This is a genomic window from Arthrobacter sp. MMS24-S77, from assembly GCF_054888235.1.
This window is the reverse complement of record NZ_JBTZRN010000001.1, coordinates 3,250,006-3,274,954: the sequence shown is the minus strand read 5'-3', so window position 1 is coordinate 3,274,954 and position 24,949 is coordinate 3,250,006. Positions and strand designations below refer to the sequence as shown.

Genomic DNA, 24,949 nt, shown 5'->3' with positions numbered 1-24,949 from the left:
ATGGCCGTTCCGGAGCACGGATGGTCGCGCAAGCAAATCCAGTGGAAGCCGATCGCGGGCTATCTAAATACTGGCACTGGGGACCAGCCGGTGTATCTCAAGATCGCGTAGGGGCGGACTTGTTGATGTCAAAAATGAACTGAATCAACGACCGGGCATCCATTACTACTCACACAGTCTAGCGTCTGGGGGCCATAAACCCCGGATCGCGGCTCCGGGTCAGCGGACGATCAGCCCTACGTGAGCAGTTCCAAGGTGATTTGGCGGGTCGCGATGTCCGCGTCGAGCAGCTTTACCCGGACTTTCGTGCCGGACTCCATTTCACCGTCGCAGCGAGCGGTGACCGCGGGCTCGGCGATCTGGACGATGCCGTAAGGGCCGTGCGGGGCTCCGTTGCCGTTGCCGTTGTTGCCGTTCCCATTCCCGTTGCCATTGTTCTTGGCGGGTTTCGATCCGGAGATGACGACGGCGTCGAATTCCTGTCCGATATGGTTCACCAGGAGCGCCGCCTCCACGGTGTCCAAGGCCAGGCGCTCAAGCTTGCCGGCAAGCTGATCGGATGATGCCATGATGGCAGGCAGGCTCGGCAGGGCGTCCCGGGCCCATGCGGGAATTGCTGTCCCGGTACTCAGGGCTTCGCAGATGACCAAGACGAAGCGATCGATCAGCCGCCGCAACGGAGCGGTCGCGTGGGCATAAGGGGCTCCGATCGCGGACTGCATCACGCTGTCTGGTACCTCGCCGTCGAAAGGCGTGTAGCCGGCACCGCGGAAGAGCATCCCCGCAGAATGGAGGATGGCCAGCTGCCGGGGGTCCCTGGCATCGAGGGTCCGCAGGTACTCGCCGTAGCTGATCCCGTCGCGCCAAGGCTTGCCGAGGGCCCCCGCCTGCCGTTTGAAATGGAGCAACGAACGTTCATCGGGGGCGGGCATGGTGCGCAGGATGCCCACCTTTCCGTCGAGCATCAGCTGGGCGGCGGCCATCCCGGTCATGAGGGAAATCTGGGCATTCCAGTCCTCCACCGGCAGCGGGGGAGCAGCAACGATCCTGTACCCCTCGCCGTCGGGCAGCTGGACGATTTCCTGTTCCGGCATGTTCAGGCTGGCTCCGCCCCGGCGGCGTTCCAGTTCCACCCTCTTGAGCCCGACCTCCTTGAGGAGTTGCAGGACCGGATCAGCTGTTCCGGAATCAATTTCCGCTTGGACGCCCTTGTAGTTGAGCTTGGCGCGGCTGCGCACCCCGGCCCGACGAACCGAGATCGTACGCAACTCGGCCTCGGCGTCGAGTCCGAAGTCCCACACGAACGCGCCGCATGTCTGATCGGCCAACAGGCTTCCGGCACGTTCGCTGATGATTTCGGGGTGCAGCGGTATGCGCCCGTCAGGGGCATAGTACGTTTGCCCGCGGTGGCGGGTCTCGGCGTCGAGCGCTCCGCCCGGAGTGACAAAGGAGGGTACGTCGGAGATCGCGTAGAGAACCCTGTAACCATCGCCGGATCGCTCGATGAAAAGGGCTTGATCGAGATCCGTGGAAGATGCCGGGTCGATCGTGATGAACGGAATGTCCGTGAGGTCCTGCGCCGGCAATGTATGGCCGGAAACCGCAGTTTCGGCGTCGCGCAGCGCTTCGATGGGATAGCCGGCGGGCAGCTCGAGCTCAGTTCGAAGCGCCGCCAGCGCCTCTGCAAGCGTGTTCGACGTTTCACTGAGACTCGGGGCTATCCGCTGATGTGACACGAAAATCAGGGTAACGCCAAAATCCCGCGGAGTCTTGCTAAGGGGCCGCAGCGTCGAGAGCCGCCAACGGGCTCCTGACGATCGAGGGCAGGCGGGGAAACCGACGCAACGTTTTTTCGTCAACGGGAGCAAAGATTATTCCCCTCTGTTGCTGGTGGGCCTAATGTTGCCGGTGGGGGAAAAGAACGCTCCCTCGCCAACATCACGTCCACTTCAGAGGGAGTTCCTCCATGAGTTACGAGAACCCGGCGGGCCAGCCTTACGCAGGCCCCACGCCGCCGTCCTATTACGCCGCGCCGCAGGTATTCAGTCCCCGCCCACAGGTCGGTTTGGTCGACGCTGTCAAGCAGTTCTACCGCCGTTACGCCAGCTTCACCGGCCGCTCCAACCGCAGCGAATACTGGTGGGTGGTGCTGTACCTCGCCATTGTGAATGCCATCCTGGCGATTCCGTACTACATCGGGGTGGGTAGCTACGCTGCCTCCGTCAGTACGGCCACCACACTGGAAGCCCAGCAGGCTGCCGCCGCGAGTTTTCCCGCCGGTGCCTTGATCTTCGGCATTTTGTGGTTCATCTGGAGCCTTGCGAACCTCGTGCCCAGCCTGGCGCTCTCGGTTCGCCGCCTCCACGACACCGGGCGGAGCGGCTGGTTCATCCTGCTCGGTCTCATTCCGTTTGCAGGTCCGATCATCCTCATCGTCTTCTACGCCACCGAGTCGAAGCCGGAAGGCGCGATCTACGGCGCGTAAGCCCCGTTGGCCTGAAGCCGGAGATCGAAAGCTGCCACAGCGAAGGCGGCCGTTGCCCAGGTGCCGCAGCACCCGGCAGCGGCCGCCGTCGTAGTTCTTACTGAGTCTCGCTAAGCCGCCGCGGCATCGAGGGCGGCGAGGAGCGCCTGGGCAGCGGCCGTCGGATCCTCTGCCTCAGTGATGGCCCGCACCACCACGATGCGGCTGGCGCCGGCTCGCACCACTTCCTCAACGTTGCTGAGGTCGACGCCTCCGATCGCAAACCAAGGGAGCACAACGCCGCCCACCGTCTCTTCGTCCGCCTTCTTCACGGCGTCGGCAGCGTACTTCACCAGATCGAGCCCGACGGCGGAACGCCCCGGCTTGGTGGGCGTTGCCCACACCGGTCCGACACAGAAGTAGTCCAGGCCGCTGCGGCCAGGCGAAGCAGCGATGGCTGCGTCAATCTGTTCGGGCGTATGCGTCGAGAGGCCGATGATGGTGGGGTCGTGGAGCAGCTTCCGGGCCGAGCGCAGCGGGATGTCCTTCTGGCCGATATGGAACACCGGAGCGCCGGAGAGGGATGCGACATCTGCGCGGTCGTTGACGGCCCAGAGTCGGCCGCGACGGTGCGCCACGGAATGCAGAATCTCCAGGAGTTCCAGTTCCTCGGCCGCTTCAATGGTCTTGTCCCGCAGCTGGATGATGTCCACGCCGCCCTCGAACGCGGCATCGACAAACTGCTCAAAATCGCCCTGCTGCTTGCGGGCGTCGGTGCATAGGTACAGGCGGGCGGTGGTGTGGACATCGTGCTGGGTCATGGAAACAGAGTAGTTCCTCTAAACTGGGCTGGTACCGCGGGAGCCGCGGCGGCAGTCACAATCGCCGCGCGGCTGAGAGGGCTTCAGCGCCGACCGCTTGACCTGATCCGGCTAGTACCGGCGTAGGGAAGGACTCCATGGACGAAGTAGACACCCAGCTCGAACCCCTGCGCGCAGATGTTGCCGTCATCGGAGGCGGTGTCATCGGCCTCGGCATCGCGTGGGAAGCCCGCAGATCCGGCCGCTCGGTGGTCCTCATCGACCCCGCACCGGCCAGCGGCGCCACCTTCGCGGCCGCGGGCATGCTGGCCCCCGTCAGCGAACTGCACTACCAGGAGCAGGACCTCCTGGAACTCATGCTCGAATCGTCGGCGCTGTGGCCGGACTTCGAACACAATGTGACCGGCTCAAGTTCCGGACGCTCCTCGGGTTACCGCACGACGCCGACCCTCGCCGTCGGCGCGGACGCTGCGGACCGCCGGGCGCTCGCCGACCTCCGGGACGTCCAGCTGGCCAACGGTTTGGTGGTGGAATCCGTCCCGCTTCGCGAAGCACGGGAACGTGAGCCGCTGTTGAGCCCGCAGATTTCCTGTGCCTTCCACATCCCCGGCGACCACCAAGTGGATCCACGAAAACTTGCGGCCGCGATTGTTGGTGCACTGGGAGACCACAAGCCCGGTGACTCCAGTTGGGTTTCGGGAGCCGAGGACGGTGTTGCGGTCCGCAATAGGGCGGCGAGCCTTCTATGGGAGGACGGGCGCGTCGTCGGGGCTGAACTCGAATCGGGCATGAGGGTGCTCGCCACGGAGACAGTGGTTGCCAACGGGCTGCACGCCGCCCATTTGAAGGGGCTGCCGGATGGCTTGTCCCTTCCGCTTCGCCCCGTGTACGGCGACATTCTGCGGTTGCGCGTTCCGGAACACCTTCGGCCCCTGGTCACCGCAACGGTCCGGGGGATGGTCCGGGGAGTACCGGTGTACATCGTCCCCAGGGAGGACGGGACCGTGGTGATCGGCGCGACGCAACGCGAGGACGCCTTGTCGGCTTCGGGTGGATCGGCCAATCCGGTGTCAGCCGGTGGGGTATACCAATTGCTCCGCGACGCCCAGGTACTGGTCCCGGCAGTAGCGGAATTGGAGCTGCTGGAAGCCACTGCCCGTGCCCGTCCCGGCACTCCGGACAACGCGCCCCTGCTGGGCCGGGTGAAAGGTCCTGAAAGGATCGCATCCGGTTCCGGCCCCGAAGGAAGCGACGGCGTCGATGTGCCTGGCCTCATCGTGGCCAGCGGCTTTTTCCGGCACGGAGTGCTCCTGACTCCGGCAGCCGCGAAAATCTGCGTCGGACTCATGAACAATGCCGCCGATCCGCGCTGGAACAAGTTCCGCCCGGACCGCTTCTCCAAACCACTTACAACTGCACGCCCACTCTGAAAAGCAGGCGTCGCGACAAACGGCTCGTAGGCTGCCACTCACATCCCCTTCCGAAGGACCACGCATGAACATCACATTGAACGGCGCCGACCACACGCTGAGCGACGACGCCTCCGTGACTACGCTCGTCAGCCACATCACCGGACGCGCTATCGACGCCAGCGGCCAGGCGGCCGATGGACGCAAGATCGGGGTCGCCGTCGCCCGCAATTCCGAAGTGGTGCCGCGCAGCCAGTGGGCTGCCACCGCGCTCGCAGAAGGCGACGAACTCGAAATCGTTACCGCAGTACAGGGAGGCTGAACCATGACCGCAGCAAGCATTCAAACAGCAAGCACCCAAACCGACGACTTGGTGATCGACGGTGTTGAGTTCAGCTCGCGCCTCATCATGGGAACCGGCGGGGCGCCGAGCCTGGACGGACTGGGGGCGGCGCTGCTGGCCTCCGGTACCGAACTCACCACCGTTGCCATGCGGAGGTACTCACCGACGGAAACAGGCTCCCTGTTCCAGTTGCTCGTGGACCACGGCATCCGCGTCCTGCCCAACACCGCCGGCTGTTTTACCGCCAAGGACGCTGTCATGACAGCCGAGCTTGCCCGTGAGGCACTGGAAACGGATTGGGTGAAGCTCGAGGTCATCGCCGACGAACACACGCTCCTGCCGGACGCCGTGGAACTCGTGGATGCCACCGAAAAACTCGTCGACCGCGGCTTCAAGGTCTTCGCCTACACCAACGACGACCCCGTGCTGGCGCTTCGGCTCGAAAACCTCGGGGCTACCGCGGTGATGCCTTTGGGCGCGCCTATCGGCACCGGTTTGGGCATCCTGAATCCCCACAACATCGAGCTGATTGTGTCGCGCGCTTCGGTGCCGGTAGTGCTCGACGCCGGCATCGGGACTGCGTCCGACGCCGCCTTGGCCATGGAGCTCGGGTGCGACGCCGTATTGCTGGCCACCGCCGTGACCCGGGCCCAGAACCCCGTACAAATGGGCGAGGCCTTCAAACACGCTGTCATCGCCGGTAGGCTGGCGAAGCAGGCGGGCCGCATCCCGCGCCGGGAACACGCTCTGGCGTCCTCGGCCATGGAAGGCCGGGCCGAGTTCCTCTAGCGGGCTTCTGCCGGCCACAGGGGCATACCGCGAAAAGATTCCACCGCAGTGAAGGAGTCCCCATGGCCGGCAAGGATGACATTCTCACCAGGCCCGCGATCGACGACGCCATGGCGGAGCTGCCGGACTGGCGGTACCGCCTGGGCGGTCTCGTCTCCGTCTACAAATGCCCGACGTCGGCCGCGGCACTCGAGCTGATTGCCGCCGTCGGGCGCATCGCCGAGCAGCAGAACCACCACCCGGACCTGGACTGGCGGTACAACCGGGTGTTCGTCCGGTACTCCTCCCACGACGCCGGGAGCGAGGTAACGCAGCGCGACATCAGGGCGGCCACGAACGTCAGCCAGCAAGCCAGGGAGGCCGGTGCCGTGGCCGAGCCGGGACTCTACCGCACTGTTGAAGTTGGAATCGACACCCCTGATCCGGAAATGATCTCGGAGGTCTGGCGAGTAGCGCTTGGCTACCGCAAGGGCCGCTTTGGAGACCTCGAGGATCCCTATGGCCGTGGGCCTAACGTGTGGTTCCAGGAAACCCAAACGCCCAACCCGAACCGGCTCCACCTGGACGTGCACCGGAGCCAGGCCGAATCGGGGCCCGCCCTGGAGAAGACCGCCGCTACCGGGGCGTTAATGGACCATGACCACGCACCCAAATGGGTGGTGGTCACGGATTCACAGGGAAACAGGCTGTGCCTCTGCACCGAAGCGGGTCACGAGCCGGATCTGTAGCTCCGCCCCCGGCCTCTGGAGGACGCCCAAATGTGTCCGTGACAAGCGAACGAGCCGGCGACGCGGAAATGCCCTGGCGAGGCCGGATTTCCGGCCTCGACAGGGCATTTGCGCGTCGCGGGGAATCAACCGCAGCAGCGCTGGGGACCTACAGGACGCGGCTGAGGAACTCCTTGGTGCGGGCGTGCTGGGGGTTGGCGATGATCTCGCGGGGGTCGCCGGTTTCGACCACGACGCCTCCGTCCATGAAGGTCAGGGTGTCGCCGACTTCGCGGGCGAAGCCGATTTCGTGGGTGACCACGATCATGGTCATGCCGGACTTGGCGAGGTCCTTCATGACGTTGAGCACGTCGCCGACGAGTTCGGGGTCCAGGGCGGAGGTGGGCTCGTCGAAGAGCATCAGCTCCGGTTCCATGGCCAGGGCCCGGGCGATCGCGACGCGCTGCTGCTGGCCGCCGGAGAGCTGGGCGGGGTAGTGGTTGGCGCGGTCGGCCAGGCCGACCCGGTCCAGCAGTTCCAGGGCCTGCTTCTTGACGTCGCCCTTGTTCTTGCCCTTGACCTGCACGGGTGCTTCCATGACGTTGTACAGGGCGGTCTTGTGCGGGAAGAGGTTGAAGCGTTGGAAGACCATGCCGATTTCCCGGCGCTGCGCGGCGATTTCCCTGACCTTCAGGTCGTGGAGGCGGCCGTTGACTTCGCGGTAGCCGATCAGCTGCTCGCCCACGGAGATGCGTCCGGCGCTGATGGTTTCGAGCAGGTTGATGCAGCGGAGCATGGTGGACTTGCCGGAGCCGGAGGGGCCGATGACGACGGAGACCTCGCCCTGGTTGACGGTCAGGTCGATGCCGCGCAGCACGTGGTGCGGGCCGAAGTATTTGTGGAGGCCTTCGATCCTTACCAGCGGTGTCTGGGTGGTGGTCGTCATTTTGCCTCCTCCTCGGGGAAGTCCATCTTCAGGGACGGTTCTGCTTCGGCGCTCGGTGCCACTGCCGCGGCAGCCTTGGCGGCTGCGGGGTTGATGACGGCCGGGGCGAGGTTGGTGTCCACGCCCTTGCCGTAGTAGGCCTCGATGTAGTGCTGGCCGACCATGAGCAGGCTGGTGATGACCAGGTACCAGATGGCTGCCACGATCAGCAGCGGCACCGGCAGGTAGATCCGGTTGGCCAGGGCGTTGGTCGCGAACGTCAGGTCCAGGGTGAACGGGACGGCCAGGACCAGGGAGGTGGTCTTGAGCATGCCGATGGTCTCGTTGCCGGTGGGAGGGACGATGATGCGCATGGCCTGGGGCAGGATGATGCGCCACATGATCTTGCCCTTGCCCATGCCCAGGGCTTCGGCGGCTTCGGTCTGGCCCTTGTCCACGGACTTCAGCCCGGCCCGGAAGATCTCGGCCAGGTAGGCCGATTCGTTCAGGCCCAGGCCCAGGATGGCCGCGACCAGGGCCGTGATGACGGTGCTCGTGTCCACGCTGAACAGTTCCGGGCCGAAGGGCACCCCTGCACTGATTTTGGGGTAGAGGACGGCGATCAGGCCCCAGAAGACCAACTGGGTGTAGACCGGGGTGCCGCGGAAGAACCAGACCCACACCCAGGAGGTGTAGCGCAGGACCGGGTTGTCGGACTGGCGCATCACGGCCAGCAGGATGGCCAGGACGATCGCGATGACCATCGACGCCACGGTCAGCAGCAGCGTCCAGCCGACGCCCTGGACGACCTTCACGTCCAGGATGTAGGTGCCCACCACGTCCCAACGGAAGTTGTGGTTCGTGATCACGCTCTGCACCATCAGCGCCAGCACGCCAACGATGACGATGGCGCTGATCCAGCGCCCCGGATGCCTGACCGGCACCGCATCGTTCAGCAGGGGCGCGGCGTTGGATTTCCTGCCGGGCGTGCCCTCGGGAGCGCGGACTTTTTCGTCGAGCTGACTCAACTGGACACAGCCGGGTTGAGTTCGGACTTGGTGATAGCGCCGTCCGTGTTGTTCCACGATTTGAGGATGCTGGCGTAGCTTCCATCGGCGATGAGATTGTTCATCACCTTGGTGATGAGCTCGGCCAGCGCAGCGTCGTTCTTCGCCACCGTGATGCCTTGCGGCGCAGCGTCGTAGACCTTTCCGAGGGGCTGCAGTTGGTCCCCGGTCTGAGAAAGGGCATAACCGATGATCGGGGAATCGGCGCTCATGACGTCCACCCCGCCGTTGACGAGCCGGGTGGTGACGTCGGCCTGGTTCTTCAACGTGACAACGTTGATGGCAGGCTTCCCGGCATCGGTGCATGCCTTTGAGCGTCCGGAGACGTCCGGATTCTCTTCAATAGTGCCGGTCTGCACGCCAACGGTCTTGCCGCACAAGTCATCCAGGCTGATGTTCTTCGGGTTGCCCTTCTGCACGGCCCACAGGACTCCGGCATTGAAATAGGTAACCATGTTCACGGCTTTCAGGCGCTCCTGATCAACGGTAAACGAGGATATGCCCAGGTCAAATTTTGGGCCTAGTGACGGCAGGATGCTTGAGAACTCGGCTGTCTGCACCTGGACCTTCAGACCCAGCTTTGCGCCGATCGCCTTGGCAATGTCGACGTCATACCCCAAGGCTGTCTGGCCGTCGGTTCCGAGGAACTCCGCAGGCGCGTACGTCGTGTCCGACCCAACGGTCAGCGTGCCCTTGGACTTGATGGCCGCGGGCACCAATGCCGCCAGGGTGTCATCCTTGGTGATGGTGGCGGGGTCAAAGCTCGCATGCGCGCTGCCAGAAGGCGAGGCGGCACTCGACGGGCCGGCCTCTGAGGCGTTGGTGCAGGCAGTGAGAGCCAGCAGGGCTACGAGTCCCAGGGCGGCAAATGTGAGCGGTTGTCGGTGAGAGAGCGGCATAGTCGAGGCTCCTTGGATTTGAATGGCTGATCGGAAGGTTGACCGATGGTGAAATGGGAGAAAGTGCATTGACGGACTCTGGGGAACTTATTGCGTGGTGACCCGCAGATTTCCCTATTGATGGGCGAGGTCCTCGAGGACTGCCATCGCAGCGTTGTGGCCGCCGAGGCCACTCACTCCGCCGCCACGCCTGGCACCGGCGCCACAGAGAAGAATGCGCGGGTTGCCGGTATTGACCCCCCACCGTTCGGCCGCAGTGTTTCGGGGCGCGTCGTCCTCCAGGAACGGCCACTGCAGGGGCCCGTGGAAGATGTTGCCGCCTGGCATGTTGAGGGCACGCTCAAGGTCCAATGTGGTCTTGGTTTCGATACACGGCCGGCCCATGGCGTCTTTGAGAATGAGGTCTTGGATCGGCTCAGCCAGCACCGAATTCAAGGAGCGGAGCACGGCGGCCTGGAGCTGGTCTCGCCTGGCATCGTTGTTTTCTTCGTTGATCCAGCGGTCCGGCGTGTGCAGTCCGAACACGGTCAGGGTCTGGGCACCGGCTGCGATGAGTTCAGGGGAGAGGATGCTCGGGTCCGTCAAAGAATGGCAGTAGATCTCGCAAGGCAGCGGGTCTGGAATGGACCCTTCAACGGCTTCGTGGAAGGCTCTCTCAAGCCTTCCGTAGCCTTCGTTGATGTGGAACGTTCCCCCGAAAGCTGCTGCGGGAGGCACTGACTCGTCATGGAGCTTGGGGAGCCGGGCGAGCAGCAGGTTGACTTTGACTTGTGCGCCTTCGGGCCGGGCGATTTCCTCGGTGCTGTCTTCTCCGAGCAGCCCGCGAAGCACCCAGGGAGCCACGTTGGCCAGGATGCGCTGGCCTTCTACCGCATGTTCCGCATCCTGTAAGCGATAGTGAACGTCGCCATCCGGGGAGATTGAGGTAACCTCGGCCCCTGTGACAAGGTGTGCACCGGCTTCTCTGGCTGCCCGCTCCAGTTCGAGGGAAACTACTCCCATGCCACCGATCGGGATGTCCCAGTCACCCGTTTCATTTCCGATCACGTGGTAGAGGAAACACCGGTTGGCCTCCAAAGATGGATCGTCAAGCGAGGTGAACGTCCCGATAAGTGCGTCGGTCGCTACGACGCCTCGCACAACGTCGTTTTCAAACCGCCGGACAATTGCTTGGCCGAGGGGCTTTTCGATGAGCTCTTCCCACAGTGCGCCGTCGCCGACGATTTTTCGGGCCTCTGAGCGGGTCGGCAGCGGCTCGGTGACCGTCGGGAAAAGCGCTCGGGCCAGACGTTGAGTGTCCGCATTGAAGCCCCTCATGGAGTCGAAATCCGTGTCGGTTCCGCTGCCAACACGGACAAAGGACCTGCGGGTGGCAGCTTCATCGCCATTGTCGATGAGTAGACCCCGGTGGTATCACCCGGGATCGGTGTGTAGGAGGAGTAGCGCCGGCGGGCAAGCTCGATATCCAGCCCCAGCTCGTCGATGATCTGTTTCGGGAGCAGGCTTACGAGATACGAGTACCGCGACAGGCGGGCATCCACTCCCTCGAAGGCAGCGGCCGATACTGCCGCGCCTCCAAGATGGTCTTCACGCTCAAGCAGCAGCACGTTTTTGCCTGCGCGCGCCAGATAGGCCGCTGCAGTGAGACCGTTGTGGCCTCCGCCAACAATTACCACGTCGTAAGGAGTTTTGATCATGGCGAAACGGTAGGCCGCCGGCTCGAATTTGCAATGCGTAAGGGGCGACTCGTAAGAGATTTACGTCCTTAGGCTCAGAAAAGATGTGGCTAGCATCACATTTGAATGAGTATTACTGCTTTGTTACCCGGGTCCACTAGAGACGCAGGGCTGCCGTCAGCTGGGCGGTGTCGTGCCGGTGGCGATGGCGGCCCAGGAAGAACGCGACGACCGCGGCCGCCACAGTGCCCAGGATGATGGGCAAGACCCACGGGATCCACGTCACCCCGGGCAGGTAGCCAAAACCGAGTTGGATGAAGATCATCCAACTCAGCATGGCGACGGCTACCGATACACCGGCGGGGAGGGCGATTCCGTATGTGCCACGGTGTCTGTCATTTCCCCAGACAATGAAGCCTGAAGCGACGGTGGCTAGCGCCACGATGACAAGTGAGAGCATGCGGACTCCTGGCTCGCTGGTGTTCTTGGGTGTTGCTTAGAGGGCGCCGAAACCGACCCTGCGTACTTCCTCGGCCCCGATCTCGACGTAGCCAAGGACGTTGCCGGGGACGATGACCTGGCGGCCCTTTTCGTCGGTGAGACGCAAGTCTGTTCCCTTGGCAATGGCCTCGCCCACGATCTTGGCAACAGCCTCGGCATCCAGAGCGGACTCCAGCACGATCTCACGGCCAACGTTCTGAATGCCGATCTTTACTTCCACAGCAGGGCCTCCCAGCCAATCAAGAATTTACTCAGTCCTCTATTTGTAGCCTAGGACTCTTTGGGGAAGCGACTGATTCCGCGCCAAGCTAAACGGTAGATCAGATCGCTCGCCACATCGAGGTCCAAATCGCCAGCGGTTTCGAGCCAGTAGCGCGCACTGACCTGCGCCATTCCGGCCAGACCCCGGCCCAGCAACTGGGCCTCCAGCGGGGGCAGCTTGGTGTCCTCGGCAATGACTTTCGCAACGGCGTCGGCGAACGTGCGGTTGAAAGTCTCCAGGCGGGAACTGACGTCCGGGTCATTGATGAGGTCGGATTCGAAAACGAGCCGATGCGCCTGGTCGTCGCTCGCGATGAAGCGATAGTAGGCGCGCATGACGGCCTGGACGCGTTCCTTGTTGTCCGAGGTCGAATTCAGTGCCGTGAGCATCTGGTCCGTGAGCATGGCCAAATGGCTGTCCAGGAGCGCCATGTACAGCTCCCGCTTCGACGGAAAGTGTTGGTACAGCACCGGCTTGCTGACGTGGGCTGTCTCGGCGATTTCGTCCATGGCTGCGCCGTGGAAGCCGTTGGCAACAAACACTTCCAGGGCGGCGTTCAGGAGCTGGGCCCGGCGTTCATCGCGTGGCAGCCTCGCCGAGCGTGGCGAGCCGGTCCGATCTTGCCTGACCTGTGCCTCCTGTTTGATACGTGCGCTCTCAGCCACTTGTCTGCCGCCTTTCCTTTGCAGTTATGACCACAATACTGCGCAGTAATATGACCGGGCGGCAGCGGCAGGGATACTTTGAAGTATGGCCACTACTTTTGCTGCCCAAACGTTGCCGTCCTCGCTGCCGCCGCTCGTGGAACCGGCCGCGGACCTGACCACCGAAGAGGTGGAACGCTACTCGCGCCACCTCATTATTCCCGAAATCGGAGCGGCGGGTCAGCGGCGCCTCAAGAACGCTAAAGTCCTCGTGATCGGCGCCGGGGGATTGGGCTCACCCGCCCTGCTGTACCTGGCCGCCGCCGGGGTGGGGACTCTCGGCATTGTGGACGACGACGTCGTGGACCTCAGCAACTTGCAGCGCCAGATCATCCACGGGGTGGGCGACGTAGGCCGGCCGAAGATTGAATCGGCGCGGGATGCCATCAAGGAACTCAATCCGCTGGTGAACGTCCAACTGCACAATGTGCGCCTGGACTCTTCCAACGCGTTGGAGCTCTTCGCCGCCTACGACCTCATCCTTGATGGCGCGGACAACTTCGCCACCCGGTACCTGGTTAACGATGCCGCCGCGATTCTCGGCAAACCCTATGTGTGGGGGTCCATCTTCCGCTTCGACGGCCAGGTCAGCGTGTTCTGGGAGAAGCACGGCCCCAGCTACCGCGATCTCTATCCGGAGGCACCTCCGGCAGGCTCTGTCCCGTCCTGCGGCGAAGGCGGGGTGTTCGGCATGTTGTGCGCCGCCGTCGGCTCACTCATGGTGACGGAGGCAGTCAAGCTCATCACCGGCGTCGGGCGCTCCATGCTGGGGCGCGTGGCGCTCTTTGACGCGCTCGGCGGCAGTTGGCGCGAAATCAAGGTTTCGAAGGACCCGGAAGCCGAACCGATCACCGAATTGACCGACTACGAGGCTTTCTGCGGCATCACCCCGGCGCCCCCAGGTGACTTGATTCGGACCGTCACGGCCACCGAACTTTACGGGATGCTCGCGGCGCGCGCGGCGGGGGAAAGCGACTTCGAACTGGTGGACGTCCGCGAGATCGGTGAACACGAGATTGTGAGCATCGACGGTTCGGTGCTCATCCCGCAAGGACGCATCCTGGCGGGGGAGGCCTGGACGGAGCTTCCTCAGGACAAAGAGATCGTGTTCCATTGCAAGGCCGGCACCCGTTCGGCTACGGTGCTCGCGGCGGCACAGCGTGCCGGTTACACGCGCGTCAGCCACCTCGACGGCGGGATCCTGGCTTGGGTGCGCGACGTCGAGCCCGGCAAGCCGGTCTACTGAACCGCTAACGCCCGCAAACGAAAGGCCTGACATGAGCGAGGAATCCATGACCACACCGCAGCAGCCCATCGGATCGGGATTCGGCCACGGCTCCACGGCATCCGATGTGCTCGCGGGAGTGGACCTCCGCGGTAAAACGGCCATTGTCACGGGTGGCTATTCCGGGCTCGGCCTGGAAACGGTACGGGCATTGTCTGCTGCCGGGGCGCGGGTCACAGTTCCAGCAAGGCGGCCCGAGCACGCGAAAGAAGTCCTCGCCTCGGCCGGTCTGGTGCCGGAGCACGTGACCGTGGAGGCCTTGGACCTGGCCGACCAGCAAGGGGTGAAGGATTTCGCGGCACGTTTCCTGGAATCGAACCCAACGCTGGACATCCTGATCAACAACGCGGCCATCATGGCCAGCCCGGAGCAGCGCGTGGGTCCCGGGTGGGAATCCCAGTTCGCCACCAACCACCTGGGCCACTTCACGCTTCTCAACACGTTGTGGCCCGCCCTGGCGGCTGCCGGCACGGCCCGCGTCGTGTCCTTGTCCTCCACAGGGCACAAACTCTCGCCGATCCGTTTCGAGGACATTAATTTCGAGACCGGCTACGACAAATGGAAGGCCTACGGCCAGGCAAAGACGGCCAACGCGCTGTTCGCCGTGGAGCTGGACCGCTTGGGCTTGTCCTCCGGGGTGCGGGCCTTCGCGGTCCATCCCGGCGGCATCATGACCGAGTTGCAGCGCCACCTGCCACGGGAAGAGATGGTTGCGGCCGGATGGATGGACGCCGAAGGAAACGTTAGGGAGGGTTTCAAGACCCCGGAGCAGGGAGCCGCCACGTCCACGTGGGCGGCCACGTCACCGGCCTTGGAGGGCATGGGCGGGGTGTATTGCGAAGACTGCGACATCGCCAACCCTACGGACCCGGCTTCGCCCCTGGCCCGGTACCAAGGCGTTGACGGGCACGCCGTGGATCCTGAAGCGGCGCAACGGTTGTGGGCCGTCTCCGCGGAAATGACAGGCGTCAACGCGTTCGGGTAGGACCTCGCGCGTGCTACGCGCTTTCGGCCTGCTGGGGTGCCTGCTGGTGGTCCACAGGGCATTCAGCTGCCGGAGCCCCAGCAACAGGCTGCTCCACCTGGATGCCATACAGGGCTTCGAGCGCGGCCACGTACTCGTCCTGCTGGCCGTTGGCGGCGAGTTCACGCGCACGGACCGTAGGGATGTGGAGCAACTGCTTGACCATGCGGCGGAGGGCGAACTCGACTTCTTCGGCGGCAGCCGTGCAGCCATGCCGTGCCCGGACTTTCTCCATTTCGGCGTCGAGCACGCTCATGGTGTGGCGGCGGAGCGCCACAATGGCCGAGTCAACAGAGCGGGCTTCCCGCTCTTGTTCGAAAGCCGCTGCCGCGCCGGACACAATCGTGCTCGCTTGTGCCAAGGACTCCGCCTGTTCCTGGGGCGCTGCGAGCCGCACCGATTCGAGCGTCAGGAGTTCGACGCCGTCGAGCTCACCGACCGCGGGGTCGAAGTCGTGGGTGAGCGCGAGGTCGATCGCTATGAGCGTTTGGGTGGACAGCGCGCGGACCTTGGCAAGCTCCCCAGCCTCCACACGGGTGTCCGATCCGCTGCAGCCGATCATCACATCGGCGGCGGCGACGGCGGCAGGAAGGGTTTCGGCGTCGAGCGCGGTTCCTCCGCGGGTCGCCACAAAAGTCTCGGCCCGGCCGGACGACGAATAGACCGACACATCGGTGCAGCCACGCTCGCGAAGCAGCGACATGGTGGCTCCGGCGTAAGCTCCGGTTCCGAAGACGACAACCTTCTTGGTGCTCCAGTCTGAGTCTTCCGAGAGGTCCGTGGCGAGGTCCAGGGCAACTGAAACGATGGACAGGCCCCGCGAACCGAGCGCCGTCTGGGCGCCGACGTCCTTGGCGGTCTTGGAAGCGGCCTGAAACAACCGGACAAGACCGGAACTTGCGGTTCCTTCGTGCTGGGCGGTGATCAGGGCGCGGCGCACCTGGCCCGCTATTTCGCGTTCGCCGACGACGGCGGAGTCCAGTCCGGCGCTCACGGCAAAGAGGTGCCTGCTGACTTCCGGGCCGGTGCGGGTGCTGAAGGCACGCGAGACGAGTTGCTCGTTGAGTCCGCTCAAACCACTGATCTGCGTGACGAGCGCCGAGCGCGCGGCTTCGAGGTTCTCGACGTGCGGCGTTTCGCCATAGATTTCGTAGCGGTTGCAGGTGGCCAGGACCACGGCGCCGGAGACAAGTTGGGAATCGGCCAAAGCGGACGAGGCAACCTCAGATGAACCGTTGCTCAGCTGAGCGACGGTTTCGAGGTCGATGTCGGCGTGTGTAGCCACCAGTGAGAAAAGAACCACAGCAAAGCAATCATAGCTTTTTCGGCGCCATGTAGAACAACGCGCGTCAGTGGTTCTCCGCACTGCCTGCAGTGACGCCCGCCACGTCGCATCGCGTGGGACAGGCTGTCGTTATCTTTTGGGCCCGATCTTCGGCACAATCGAAGGCATGACTTCCAGTTCTGCACTGCCTCAATCCGTGCCGGCCAACTCTGTATCGGCCAACGGCGCTTCCGGCACCGTCGCCTCAAGCCTTGATGCAAACCACCCGCTCATGGATGGCCGCACCGCAGACTCTCCGCTGATCCAGGCTTACCGTGGCGGCAAGCCTTCCCGTCGCCCGGTGTGGTTCATGCGCCAGGCCGGCCGATCGTTGCCGGAGTACCTCAAGGTCCGTGAAGGCGTTGCGATGCTGGACTCCTGCCTGCGTCCCGAACTCGCCTCGGAGATCACCTTGCAGCCCGTCCGCCGCCACGACGTTGACGCAGCCATCTTCTTCTCCGACATCGTCATTCCCCTCAAGCTGGCGGGAGTCGGCGTGGACATCGTGCCCGGCGTCGGGCCCGTACTGGACAAGCCCGTCCGCACCGCAGCTGACGTCGCCGCGCTGCCGGAGCTCACGTGGGAAGCCCTTGAGCCGATCCGCGAGGCCGTGCGCCTGACCGTGGCGGAGCTCGGGAGTACGCCCCTCATCGGCTTCGCAGGTGCACCGTTCACTCTCGCCGCGTACATGGTGGAAGGCAAGCCCTCCCGCGACCACCTCGGCCCGCGCGCCATGATGCACGCCGATCCGGAGACCTGGACTGCCCTGGCCAACTGGGCCGCGGATGCTTCCGGAATGTTCCTGCGCGCCCAACTGGAAGCCGGTGCGTCTGCCGGGCAGCTGTTCGACTCCTGGGCAGGGTCCCTTGGCCTGGCCGACTACACCAAGTACGTTGCTCCTGCCTCGACCCGTGCCCTTGACCATGTTCGCCACCTCGGCGCGCCGCTGGTCCACTTCGGCACAGGAACCTCCGAGTTGCTTGTCGCCATGCGCGACGTCGGAGTGGATGTGGTGGGCGTGGACTACCGACTCCCGTTGGACGAGGCAAACCGACGCCTGGGCGGCGCCGTCCCCCTGCAGGGCAACATCGACCCGGCGCTTCTTTCCGCGCCGTGGGACGTCCTGGAAGCGCATATCCGTGAGGTCATCGCCGCTGGCTCCGCGGCCCCGGGCCACGTCCTGAACCTTGGCCACGGCGTGCCTCCCGAGACAGACCCCACCGTCCTGACCCGGGTCGTGGAACTCATCCACTCGATCCCGGCAGGGTAGCCGGCATGCGCGGGGCACACCCAAAGCCCGAACACGCACTTCCCGCAGAATCACCAGCTGGGCTGACGGCCGTCGTCGTGGGCGGCGGTATTTCCGGCCTGCTCGCGGCCCGTGGACTGGCCAAAGCGGGCATCACTGTCACCGTGCTCGAAGCGGTTGGCACGTGGGGCGGTTGCGTCGGAAGCCACACTGTTGCCGGCCTTGAGTTGGACAGCGGCGCCGAATCCTTCGCTACCCGATCCACCGCCGTCGCAGACTTGGCCCGCGAGCTTGGGCTCGGGGACAACATCGTCTCGCCACATCCCGGGGGTGCGTGGGTGCAGTTGCCCGATGGCCCGCAAGAGCTTCCCAAGACCGGGGTGCTCGGAATTCCCGCGAATCCCTGGGACCCGGAAGTCCGCCGTTCCTTGGGTCTTGCAGGCTCCTTGCGTGCGTCCCTTGACCGCTACCTGCCTGCCTCTGTGGGTACCTCCGCAGAGGTCACGAGCGTCTCTGCCTTGGTGCGGGCACGGATGGGCAAACGGGTGCTCGAACGGCTTGTGGCACCTGTGGTGGGCGGAGTGCACTCCGCGGATCCCGGCCTGCTCGACGTCGACATGGTGGCCCCCGGCCTACGAGCAGCATTGCGCGAGCATGGTTCGTTGGCCGCGGCGGTGGCCAGCCAGCGCAAGCCCGCCTCGGGCAAGGCCGCTTCGCGCGAAAACGGAAGCGGGCCGGCGAAGGCCGGATCCGCCGTCGGCGGCTTGAAAGGCGGGATGAACACCCTGGTCTCTGCCCTCGTGGCAGAGCTGCGTGCGGTGGGCGTCACCCTGATTTCCGGTGCCCGGGTGGATTCCGTCGCCCGTACCGAAAGCGGTTGGCAGGCCACTGCAGCGGGCACAACGTACGACGCCGGACGGCTCGTCGTGGCGCTCGACGGTCCGGCCGCCGTCGGGCTGCTGGAGGAGGCGCTTCCGGGGCTGTCCGGGTTGCGTCCCGCCGCTGGCCCCTTGGTGAGCCTTGTGACCCTGGTGGTGGACGTGCCTGAACTGGACCGCCGTCCCCGCGGCACGGGCATCCTCGTTGCTCCGCAAACCGCTGGGATCGAAGCGAAGGCGCTCACCCACGCCACGGCGAAATGGGACTGGCTTGCAGAAGAAGCCGGCCCCGGCACACACGTCCTGCGGCTGTCCTACGGGCGCGGCGGGGGAGCGGGCGCCCCTGAATCGGCGGCCGCGCTGGATGACGATGCCCTGTTTGAGGCTGCGCTCCGCGATGCCTCGACCTTGCTGACGGTGCCGATCGTCCGCGAAGACGTGCTCGATTGGGACGTTGTCCGCTGGGCGGGTGCCTTGCCGTTCGCCGCCGTCGGTCACAAACAGAGGGTTGCCGAGGTCCGCCGCATCTGTTCCGAAGCCGAGGGCGTGTCGGTTGTGGGGGGCTGGCTCGCGGGAAACGGCCTGGCTGCCGTAGTTGCCGACACCTCTGCACAAATCGACGCAATATTGTGAAATGCAGCACTTCTACGTCTTGTAGAAGTGCTGCATTTCGACTTAGCGGCATCCACGGGGCAGACTTGTACCATGAGCCACACTTCTGCCGAATCTGTCACTAAAACTGCCGAATCCGAAGAGCAGTTCTTTACGCTGTGGACCGTCTTCAAGCGGTCGGGCGATGTCCTGCGCAGCGCCGATGCCGTCCAGGATTTCGAGCAGCTGGCTGCCAAACTCGCCGAGGACGGCGTGGTCCTCCGCGGAAGCTACGACGTCTCCGCCATGCGTTCCGACGCCGACATCATGGTGTGGCTCCACGGAGCCAAGCCCGAGGCCCTGCAACAGGCCGTCCGTGACATCCGCCGCAGCGCGCTGTTCGCCGGCACCGAGATCGTCTGGTCCGCCATGGGCGTCCACCGCGAAGCCGAATTCGCCAAGAACCACGTTCCGGCCTACGCCCGCGGCGTCGAGCCCAGCACCTGGCTGTGCGTCTACCCCTTCGTGCGCTCCTACGAGTGGTACATCCTGCCGGCCGAAGAGCGCGGAAAGATGCTGCGCGATCACGGCATGCTGGGCCGCGAGTTCCCCCAAGTCATCTCCAACACCGTGTCCTCCTTCGCGCTCGGCGACTGGGAGTGGATCCTCGGCCTGGAAGCACCCGAACTGGTTGACCTGGTCGACCTCATGCGCCACTTGCGGGCCACCGATGCCCGCAACCACGTCCGCGAGGAAATCCCGTTCTACACCGGCCGCCGGATCACTGCCGCGGAGATCGCCGAGGTCCTCGCGTGAGCGGCCGCCACTCCACAGGGCCTGCAAGCCTTACCGAGGTCAACGAGGTCACCGATGCCGGGCGCATGGCTCCGAAAGAGTACGACGCCGTGCTCCTCGCCTCTTTCGGCGGGCCGGAAGGCCAGGACGACGTCATTCCCTTCCTGCGCAATGTGACCCGTGGCCGGGGCATCCCGGATGAGCGGCTCGAAGAGGTATCCCACCACTACCGCGCCTTTGGTGGCATCAGTCCCATCAACCAGCAAAACAGGGACCTGAAGACCGCCCTCGAGGCAGAGCTTGCCGCCCGCGGCATCAGCCTGCCCGTGCTGTGGGGCAACCGCAACTGGGACCCCTACATTCCGCAGACGCTCCAGGAAGCCTACGACGCCGGCCACCGCAAGTTGCTGATGGTCACCACGAGCGCCTACTCCTGCTACTCCAGCTGCCGCCAGTACCGCGAGGACATCGGAATCGCGCTGACAGAGACCGGCCTCGATGGCAAACTCGAGGTGGACAAGGTACGCCAGTATTTCGACCACCCCGGCTTCGTCGAGCCCTTCGTGGAAGGAACGGCTGCAGGACTTGTGGAGGTACAGGAGAAGCTGGCCGCGGCCGGTCTCCAGGACGCTCCGGTCCACATCCTGTTTGCGACGCACTCCATCCCCACCCGTGACGCCGAAGCGGCCGGGCGTTCGGACGCCGAACCCCGCGAGTTCGAGCAGGACTCGGCCTACGTGGCCCAGCACTTGGCCGCAGGCGCCGAGATTGTTCGGCGGGTCGAAGCCGAATCCGGGCTCACCGCACCGTGGTCCTTGGTGTACCAGTCCCGTTCGGGCGCCCCGAATGTTCCGTGGCTTGAGCCGGACATCAACGATGCCATCGAGGAACTGGCCGGGCAGGGGATCAAGGGCGTCGTGATCGTTCCCCTCGGCTTCGTGTCCGACCACATGGAAGTGGCGTGGGACCTGGACACCGAGGCTTTGGAAACGTGCAAGAACCTCGGGCTCGCCGCCACCCGGGTTCCCACCCCGGGAACCCACCGCAAGTTCGTTTCCGGCTTGGTGGACCTCATTTGCGAGCGGACGGTAGCCAACAACATCGCGGATCGCCCCGCCATGACCGGGCTGGGGCCGTGGTACGACATCTGCCGTCCGGGTTGTTGCGCCAACTTCCGTGGAGAGAAGCCCACGATTGCGGGTGCGGACACCACAGTCGGCACCGGCCATGATGCCTACCCCGTAGGAGAAAGCGCGAAATGACCGTTCGGATCGGTACCCGCGCGAGCAAACTCGCGCTCACCCAGAGCCAGCAGGCGGCGGACCAGCTGGCCACCGTCGGGGGTTTCCCCGTGGAATTGGTGCGAATCAAGACCGAAGGCGATGTCCGGACGGGCTCGCTGTCCCAGATGGGCGGCACCGGCGTGTTCGTCGCCGCCCTTCGCGACGCGCTGCTGGAGAACGCGTGCGACGTCGCAGTGCACTCCCTGAAGGATCTCCCCACGGGTGCGGCACTCGGACTAACCATTGCCGCAACACCCAAACGCGTCGACGTCCGGGACGTCTTGTGCGCCCGCGATGGCTTGAAGTTGGCGGACCTTCCGGAAGGCGCCAAGGTCGGTACCGGATCGCCGCGCCGCGCTGCCCAGTTGCGCGCCGCCCGCCCGGATCTCGACGTCATCGACATCCGTGGCAACGTGGACACCCGGCTGGGCCGTGTTCCGGGGCTCGCCGGCAACGCGGAAGATTCACCCGGCGACCTCGACGCCGTCGTCCTCGCCGCGGCGGGACTGGAGCGAATTGGCAGGCTCGACGTCGTGACTGAGTTCTTCGAAACCGACGTCATGCTTCCTGCCCCCGGGCAGGGCTCGCTTGCGATCGAGTGCCGCACGGCGGATGCTCCCGGACAGGCCGGCTCCGCCGGAGGTGCCCAGGGGGCCCAAAGTGCCCTCGCCCAGGCCCTTGCCGCTTTGAACGACGAGGACACCCGCCTGGCCGTCACCGCGGAGCGCGCCGTGCTGGCACGCCTCGAAGCCGGTTGTGCTGCTCCCGTGGGCGCCTACGCCTACCGCAAGGGCAGCATGCTCTACCTGGAGGCTGTTGTCTGCGCCGTCGATGGAAGCAAGACGGTACGCGAGAAGAAAGCGACCGACGGGCTCACCGAGGTGGGCGCCACGTTGCTGGGCATCGAAGTCGCAGAGCTCCTGCTTGCCGCGGGTGCAGCGGACATCACAGATCTTGCCGCTTCCCGATAACCGGAGCCAACAGGAGACCATGGGACGGCACAGCGCGGTGAAGTCAGGCGAGACCCGGGCCCTTGAAGGCGCCCGGGTCCTTGTGACGCGCAGCCCGGACCGGGCAGCCCCGCTTGTGGCTGCCCTGCGGGAGGCCGGTGCGGAACCGCTCCTGCTGCCGTTGATCGACTTCGAACGCGCCCGGGACCAGCATTCGCTCGAGGTTGCGTTGGACGCGCTCCGCGCAGGTGCGTACGGCTGGCTGGTGGTCAGCAGTATCACCACGGTGCGCGCCCTGAAGGAAAAAGCATCCGAGCGTCGCCTGGAGCTGAAGGAACTGATTCCGGACTCGGTCAGGGTCGCGACGATTGGCCCGTCGAGCCGCAGGGTCCTCGAAGCGGAGGGCATTCCCGTGGACCTCGCGCCGGAGGATGTCCAGTCTGCGGCAGGACTCGTCTCTGTTTGGCCCACAGGACCTGCCAGTGTGCTGTTGCCTCAAGCGGACATCGCCGATGCCGTGTTGGCCTCGGGGATCGAAGCCAAGGGAGGCATGGTCCAGGCCGTCACGGCCTACCACACCGTGGACTACCCTGCCGCCCCCACATGCCGACTCACGGCTGCCTTGGTAGCGGCGAATGGCTGGCAGGGTGGGAGCGGATCCGGGGCGCCGGAGCTCACTCCGGCAGCAGCCAAAGCCGAGCTCTCCAGCGGTCGGCTCCACGCCGTCGTCGCAGCCTCGCCCAGTGCGGCCCGTCGCATCCACGCCTCACTTGGACCGCTGAAGGACTGCCGCTTCATCGCGATCGGGCGCTCGACGGCGGCAGAGGCCGCCGCTCTTGGCCTCCCGGTCGCTGCAACGGCCAAGGAACCCACACCCGCCGGCATCGTGGCCGCCCTACGCACCGTATTCGCTACCGAAGGGAACGAAAGTTGAGCTTTCCAAACCACCGGCCCCGCCGGCTCCGCTCCACCCCCGCCATGCGCCGGATGACGGCTGAACACCGGCTGGCTCCCGCGGACCTCATCCTGCCGGCCTTTATCCGCGAAGGACTCAGCGAGCCGGCTCCGATCACTTCCATGCCCGGGGTTGTGCAGCACACCACGGACTCGCTGAAGCGCGCTGCTGCAGAAGCCGTAGAACTGGGTGTCAGCGGCATCATGCTTTTCGGTGTTCCCGCGGTCCGCGATGCCCGGGGCACGGCCTCCCTGGATCCCGACGGCGTACTGAACAAGGCTATCCGCGACGTCCGCTCCGAAGTGGGCGATGACCTCGTGGTCATGGGCGACGTATGCCTGGACGAGTTCACGGACCACGGCCACTGCGGGGTCCTCGATGCCAATGGCTACGTGGACAACGACGCCACCCTGGAGATCTACGCACAGATGGCCGTGGCGCAGGCCGACGCCGGCGCCCATGTCCTAGGACCGTCCGGGATGATGGATGGCCAGATCGCCGTGATCCGCCACGCCCTGGAAGCGGCCGGACACCAGAACACCGCGGTCCTCGCGTACGCGGCGAAGTACGCTTCCGCCTTCTACGGTCCATTCCGCGAGGCCGTGGATTCGCAGCTCAAGGGCGACCGCCGCACCTACCAGATGGATGCCGCCAACCGCCGGGAAGCCATCATCGAGGTGGAACTCGACCTCGAAGAGGGCGCGGACATGGTGATGGTCAAGCCGGCCATGAGCTACCTCGACATCCTTGCCGACGTCGCTGCCATGAGCCCGGTTCCCGTGGCGGCCTACCAAATCTCCGGTGAATACGCCATGATCGAAGCGGCTGCCGCGAACGGCTGGATTGACCGCCGCGGCGCCATCACAGAATCCGTGCTCGGCATCAAGCGGGCCGGCGCCGACATGGTGCTGACTTACTGGGCCTCGGAGCTTGCCGGCTGGCTTAAGGAGTCCTGATGACCGATTCCGCTTCCATTCCCACGGCCCCTGTCGGAGCTACGGAGATCCTCCTCGGACTGAACACTTTCGGTGACGCCGGGGTGAACGCCGATGGCAACCCGAAACCGCATGCCCAGGTTTTGCGGGAGCTGCTGGCGGAAGCGGAACTGGCGGACGCCGTCGGACTTCATGCCTTTGGTGTGGGGGAGCATCACCGCCGCGACTTCGCCGTCTCAGCGCCCGAAGTGTTCCTTGCGGCCGCCGCAGCGAGGACATCACGGATCAGGCTGGGCTCGGCAGTGACTGTGCTCAGCTCCGATGACCCCATCCGGGTCTTCCAACGGTTCTCCACCGTTGACGCGCTCTCCAACGGCCGTGCGGAAGTGATGCTGGGCCGTGGCTCCTTCGTGGAATCGTTCCCCCTGTTTGGCCTGGACCTGGCGGACTACGAAGTCTTGTTCGAGGAAAAACTCGAGCTCTTCGACAAGGTCCGGGCGCAGAAGCCGGTGCATTGGGAAGGCCGCACCCGTCCAAGCGTCAACGGAATGAGCGTTTTTCCGCCGCTGGAACATCACTTGCTGCCAACGTGGATTGGTGTGGGCGGAACTCCTGAGTCGGTGCTGCGCTGCGCCCAATATGGCTACCCGATCATTTTCGCCATCATCGGCGGGGAACCGCGCCGCTTTGCCCCGCTCGTGGAGCTCTACCGCGAGGCGATGGGTAAATACGGGCACCCCATGCAGCAGATTGCCACGCACTCGCCCGGCCATGTCGCCCCGAGCGACGAGCAGGCCCGCGAGGAACTGTTCCCGCACTGGCTGGCACAGCGCAACCGGATCGGCGCCGAACGCGGCTGGGGCCCGGCCAGCAGGGGCGAGTTCGAACGCCATGTGCGGTCCCGAGGGCGCCCTCTACGTCGGTTCCCCGGAAACCGTCGCCCGGAAAATCGTGCTGTTGAAGCAGAACCTCGGTGTGGACCGTTTCGACCTCAAATACAGCAACGGAACCCTGCCCCACGAATCCATGATGCGCTGCATCGAACTCTTCGGCACTGTGGTAGCCCCGCGCGTCGCCGAGCTGCTCGCCGACGCCTGAACCATCTTTTTCCGG

23 protein-coding genes, 2 pseudogenes and 1 riboswitch are annotated in these 24,949 nt (G+C 64.9%); of the genes and pseudogenes, 15 read left to right on the top strand and 10 right to left on the bottom strand.

All coding sequences use genetic code 11. The features are described 5' to 3' along the window. Positions 1-236 precede the first annotated feature (236 nt). Positions 237-1,736, bottom strand: coding sequence for an RNB domain-containing ribonuclease (locus ACX5I4_RS14925; RefSeq protein ID WP_461837333.1), 1,500 nt, complete (start codon positions 1,734-1,736; stop codon positions 237-239). Between the two features lie 230 nt (positions 1,737-1,966). On the opposite strand from ACX5I4_RS14925, the gene ACX5I4_RS14920 reads away from it, so the two are divergent. Next, a complete protein-coding gene (locus ACX5I4_RS14920) occupies positions 1,967-2,485 on the top strand; it encodes a DUF805 domain-containing protein (protein ID WP_461837332.1) in 519 nt (172 codons plus the stop codon). A 110-nt stretch (positions 2,486-2,595) separates the two neighbouring features. Here the strand turns inward: ACX5I4_RS14920 and thiE are convergent, their stop codons facing one another. Next, on the bottom strand, positions 2,596-3,285 hold the full coding sequence (gene thiE / locus ACX5I4_RS14915; RefSeq protein ID WP_461837331.1) for a thiamine phosphate synthase: 690 nt from the start codon (positions 3,283-3,285) through the stop codon (positions 2,596-2,598). Positions 3,286-3,311: 26 nt separating this feature from the next. Next, positions 3,312-3,431: riboswitch (TPP riboswitch) on the top strand. On the opposite strand from thiE, the gene thiO reads away from it, so the two are divergent. The 4 genes from thiO (at position 3,423) to ACX5I4_RS14895 (ending at position 6,554) form a co-directional block, all read left to right on the top strand. Then, positions 3,423-4,715: a glycine oxidase ThiO gene (gene thiO, locus ACX5I4_RS14910; RefSeq protein ID WP_461837330.1), complete on the top strand. Its 1,293-nt coding sequence runs from the start codon at positions 3,423-3,425 to the stop codon at positions 4,713-4,715. Its footprint overlaps the riboswitch before it by 9 nt. Before the next feature lie 64 nt (positions 4,716-4,779). Next, on the top strand, positions 4,780-5,016 hold the full coding sequence (gene thiS / locus ACX5I4_RS14905) for a sulfur carrier protein ThiS (protein ID WP_461837329.1): 237 nt from the start codon (positions 4,780-4,782) through the stop codon (positions 5,014-5,016). 3 nt (positions 5,017-5,019) lie between these two features. Then, complete coding sequence (locus tag ACX5I4_RS14900; RefSeq protein ID WP_461837328.1) at positions 5,020-5,826, top strand: thiazole synthase; 807 nt, start codon at positions 5,020-5,022, stop codon at positions 5,824-5,826. 62 nt (positions 5,827-5,888) lie between these two features. Beyond that, positions 5,889-6,554: a 4a-hydroxytetrahydrobiopterin dehydratase gene (locus ACX5I4_RS14895; protein ID WP_461837327.1), complete on the top strand. Its 666-nt coding sequence runs from the start codon at positions 5,889-5,891 to the stop codon at positions 6,552-6,554. A 148-nt stretch (positions 6,555-6,702) separates the two neighbouring features. On the opposite strand, the gene ACX5I4_RS14890 is transcribed toward ACX5I4_RS14895, so the two are convergent. The 7 genes and pseudogenes from ACX5I4_RS14890 to ACX5I4_RS14860 form a co-directional block, all read right to left on the bottom strand. Then, entirely contained in the window at positions 6,703-7,479 is a 777-nt protein-coding gene (locus ACX5I4_RS14890) for an amino acid ABC transporter ATP-binding protein (RefSeq protein ID WP_461837326.1), read from the bottom strand. Beyond that, positions 7,476-8,417 (bottom strand): amino acid ABC transporter permease, encoded by a 942-nt coding sequence (locus ACX5I4_RS14885; RefSeq protein WP_461838746.1) that lies wholly within the window; start codon positions 8,415-8,417, stop codon positions 7,476-7,478. The genes ACX5I4_RS14890 and ACX5I4_RS14885 overlap by 4 nt, the downstream gene beginning before the upstream one ends. Positions 8,418-8,482: 65 nt before the next feature. Further along, entirely contained in the window at positions 8,483-9,424 is a 942-nt protein-coding gene (locus ACX5I4_RS14880; RefSeq protein ID WP_461837325.1) for an ABC transporter substrate-binding protein, read from the bottom strand. Between the two features lie 114 nt (positions 9,425-9,538). Then, a pseudogene (locus ACX5I4_RS14875) lies at positions 9,539-11,121 on the bottom strand (phytoene desaturase family protein). Positions 11,122-11,257: 136 nt separating this feature from the next. After that, entirely contained in the window at positions 11,258-11,560 is a 303-nt protein-coding gene (locus ACX5I4_RS14870; RefSeq protein WP_461837324.1) for a hypothetical protein, read from the bottom strand. Between the two features lie 36 nt (positions 11,561-11,596). After that, positions 11,597-11,821: a DUF3107 domain-containing protein gene (locus ACX5I4_RS14865; protein WP_184736849.1), complete on the bottom strand. Its 225-nt coding sequence runs from the start codon at positions 11,819-11,821 to the stop codon at positions 11,597-11,599. Between the two features lie 50 nt (positions 11,822-11,871). Then, on the bottom strand, positions 11,872-12,528 hold the full coding sequence (locus ACX5I4_RS14860; protein WP_461837323.1) for a TetR/AcrR family transcriptional regulator: 657 nt from the start codon (positions 12,526-12,528) through the stop codon (positions 11,872-11,874). Positions 12,529-12,613: 85 nt separating this feature from the next. On the opposite strand from ACX5I4_RS14860, the gene moeB reads away from it, so the two are divergent. Together moeB and ACX5I4_RS14850 are read left to right on the top strand one after the other, a co-directional pair. Next, positions 12,614-13,813 (top strand): molybdopterin-synthase adenylyltransferase MoeB, encoded by a 1,200-nt coding sequence (moeB, locus tag ACX5I4_RS14855; protein WP_461837322.1) that lies wholly within the window; start codon positions 12,614-12,616, stop codon positions 13,811-13,813. Between the two features lie 31 nt (positions 13,814-13,844). Then, complete coding sequence (locus ACX5I4_RS14850; RefSeq protein ID WP_461837321.1) at positions 13,845-14,837, top strand: SDR family NAD(P)-dependent oxidoreductase; 993 nt, start codon at positions 13,845-13,847, stop codon at positions 14,835-14,837. A 13-nt stretch (positions 14,838-14,850) separates the two neighbouring features. On the opposite strand, the gene ACX5I4_RS14845 is transcribed toward ACX5I4_RS14850, so the two are convergent. Then, positions 14,851-16,179, bottom strand: coding sequence for a glutamyl-tRNA reductase (locus ACX5I4_RS14845; RefSeq protein WP_461837320.1), 1,329 nt, complete (start codon positions 16,177-16,179; stop codon positions 14,851-14,853). A 148-nt stretch (positions 16,180-16,327) separates the two neighbouring features. On the opposite strand from ACX5I4_RS14845, the gene hemE reads away from it, so the two are divergent. The 8 genes and pseudogenes from hemE (at position 16,328) to ACX5I4_RS14805 (ending at position 24,934) form a co-directional block, all read left to right on the top strand. Beyond that, entirely contained in the window at positions 16,328-17,470 is a 1,143-nt protein-coding gene (hemE, locus tag ACX5I4_RS14840; RefSeq protein WP_461837319.1) for a uroporphyrinogen decarboxylase, read from the top strand. Positions 17,471-17,475: 5 nt separating this feature from the next. Beyond that, on the top strand, positions 17,476-18,960 hold the full coding sequence (gene hemG / locus ACX5I4_RS14835; protein WP_461837318.1) for a protoporphyrinogen oxidase: 1,485 nt from the start codon (positions 17,476-17,478) through the stop codon (positions 18,958-18,960). 72 nt (positions 18,961-19,032) lie between these two features. Further along, the gene (hemQ, locus tag ACX5I4_RS14830) at positions 19,033-19,734 is read left to right on the top strand and encodes a hydrogen peroxide-dependent heme synthase (protein WP_461837317.1); all 702 of its coding nucleotides are present in this window, start codon (positions 19,033-19,035) and stop codon (positions 19,732-19,734) included. Positions 19,735-19,799: 65 nt separating this feature from the next. After that, positions 19,800-20,975: a ferrochelatase gene (locus ACX5I4_RS14825; protein WP_461838745.1), complete on the top strand. Its 1,176-nt coding sequence runs from the start codon at positions 19,800-19,802 to the stop codon at positions 20,973-20,975. Continuing rightward, on the top strand, positions 20,972-21,967 hold the full coding sequence (gene hemC, locus ACX5I4_RS14820; RefSeq protein ID WP_461837316.1) for a hydroxymethylbilane synthase: 996 nt from the start codon (positions 20,972-20,974) through the stop codon (positions 21,965-21,967). Before ACX5I4_RS14825 ends, hemC begins: the two co-directional genes overlap by 4 nt. A gap of 19 nt (positions 21,968-21,986) precedes the next feature. Continuing rightward, the gene (locus tag ACX5I4_RS14815; protein ID WP_461837315.1) at positions 21,987-22,880 is read left to right on the top strand and encodes a uroporphyrinogen-III synthase; all 894 of its coding nucleotides are present in this window, start codon (positions 21,987-21,989) and stop codon (positions 22,878-22,880) included. Then, positions 22,877-23,857 (top strand): porphobilinogen synthase, encoded by a 981-nt coding sequence (gene hemB / locus ACX5I4_RS14810; protein WP_461837314.1) that lies wholly within the window; start codon positions 22,877-22,879, stop codon positions 23,855-23,857. Before ACX5I4_RS14815 ends, hemB begins: the two co-directional genes overlap by 4 nt. Next, positions 23,857-24,934, top strand: a pseudogene (locus tag ACX5I4_RS14805) (LLM class flavin-dependent oxidoreductase). Before hemB ends, ACX5I4_RS14805 begins: the two are co-directional and overlap by 1 nt. The last annotated feature ends 15 nt before the right edge of the window (positions 24,935-24,949 follow it).

Excerpts from the sequence above, each read along its gene's own strand:
- ACX5I4_RS14900 (WP_461837328.1), top strand. The coding sequence starts at position 5,020 with ATGACCGCAGCAAGCATTCAAACAGCAAGCACCCAAACCGACGACTTG.
- moeB (WP_461837322.1), top strand. The coding sequence starts at position 12,614 with ATGGCCACTACTTTTGCTGCCCAAACGTTGCCGTCCTCGCTGCCGCCG.
- hemG (WP_461837318.1), top strand. The coding sequence starts at position 17,476 with ATGCGCGGGGCACACCCAAAGCCCGAACACGCACTTCCCGCAGAATCA.
- thiE (WP_461837331.1), bottom strand. The coding sequence starts at position 3,285 with ATGACCCAGCACGATGTCCACACCACCGCCCGCCTGTACCTATGCACC.
- ACX5I4_RS14815 (WP_461837315.1), top strand. The coding sequence starts at position 21,987 with ATGGGACGGCACAGCGCGGTGAAGTCAGGCGAGACCCGGGCCCTTGAA.
- ACX5I4_RS14895 (WP_461837327.1), top strand. The coding sequence starts at position 5,889 with ATGGCCGGCAAGGATGACATTCTCACCAGGCCCGCGATCGACGACGCC.
- ACX5I4_RS14920 (WP_461837332.1), top strand. The coding sequence starts at position 1,967 with ATGAGTTACGAGAACCCGGCGGGCCAGCCTTACGCAGGCCCCACGCCG.
- ACX5I4_RS14890 (WP_461837326.1), bottom strand. The coding sequence starts at position 7,479 with ATGACGACCACCACCCAGACACCGCTGGTAAGGATCGAAGGCCTCCAC.
- thiO (WP_461837330.1), top strand. The coding sequence starts at position 3,423 with ATGGACGAAGTAGACACCCAGCTCGAACCCCTGCGCGCAGATGTTGCC.
- ACX5I4_RS14850 (WP_461837321.1), top strand. The coding sequence starts at position 13,845 with ATGAGCGAGGAATCCATGACCACACCGCAGCAGCCCATCGGATCGGGA.
- thiS (WP_461837329.1), top strand. The coding sequence starts at position 4,780 with ATGAACATCACATTGAACGGCGCCGACCACACGCTGAGCGACGACGCC.
- hemC (WP_461837316.1), top strand. The coding sequence starts at position 20,972 with ATGACCGTTCGGATCGGTACCCGCGCGAGCAAACTCGCGCTCACCCAG.
- ACX5I4_RS14825 (WP_461838745.1), top strand. The coding sequence starts at position 19,800 with ATGGCTCCGAAAGAGTACGACGCCGTGCTCCTCGCCTCTTTCGGCGGG.
- hemQ (WP_461837317.1), top strand. The coding sequence starts at position 19,033 with ATGAGCCACACTTCTGCCGAATCTGTCACTAAAACTGCCGAATCCGAA.
- ACX5I4_RS14880 (WP_461837325.1), bottom strand. The coding sequence starts at position 9,424 with ATGCCGCTCTCTCACCGACAACCGCTCACATTTGCCGCCCTGGGACTC.
- ACX5I4_RS14870 (WP_461837324.1), bottom strand. The coding sequence starts at position 11,560 with ATGCTCTCACTTGTCATCGTGGCGCTAGCCACCGTCGCTTCAGGCTTC.
- hemE (WP_461837319.1), top strand. The coding sequence starts at position 16,328 with ATGACTTCCAGTTCTGCACTGCCTCAATCCGTGCCGGCCAACTCTGTA.